Below are 284 nucleotides of genomic sequence, written 5' to 3'. Positions count from 1 at the left end.
TTGTCATGACCCTCGGGACCTTGATCCTCCCCCATGCGCCGGCATGGGGGGGCTGGCTGGCCGGTATGACGGTTCACCTTCTCGTCGGCGCGATCTGGGCCGTGTTCTACGCCTACTTCTTCTGGTCCGTCCTGCCGGTGCGCCCAACCCTGCAGGGTCTGGTGTTCGCCTTCGTGCCCATGCCGCTGGCGATCTTCATCATGCATCCGCAGTTCGACCTCATGCACCCGCTCGTTCAAAATGACCATCTGTCTTCCTCGGGCCTGTTCGGGTTGGGCGGCGGG

At 63.7% G+C, this 284-nt stretch carries 1 protein-coding gene; it reads left to right on the top strand.

The window, feature by feature from the left end; genetic code table 11:
* Positions 1–65 precede the first annotated feature (65 nt).
* On the top strand, positions 66–284 hold a 219-nt coding region (locus tag KBI52_RS00385; RefSeq protein WP_210804739.1), incomplete at its 3' end, for a hypothetical protein.

Source organism: Microvirga sp. HBU67558, from assembly GCF_018069605.1.
Taxonomy (GTDB): domain Bacteria; phylum Pseudomonadota; class Alphaproteobacteria; order Rhizobiales; family Beijerinckiaceae; genus Microvirga; species Microvirga terrae.
This window is presented reverse-complemented; position numbering and strand designations above follow the sequence as displayed.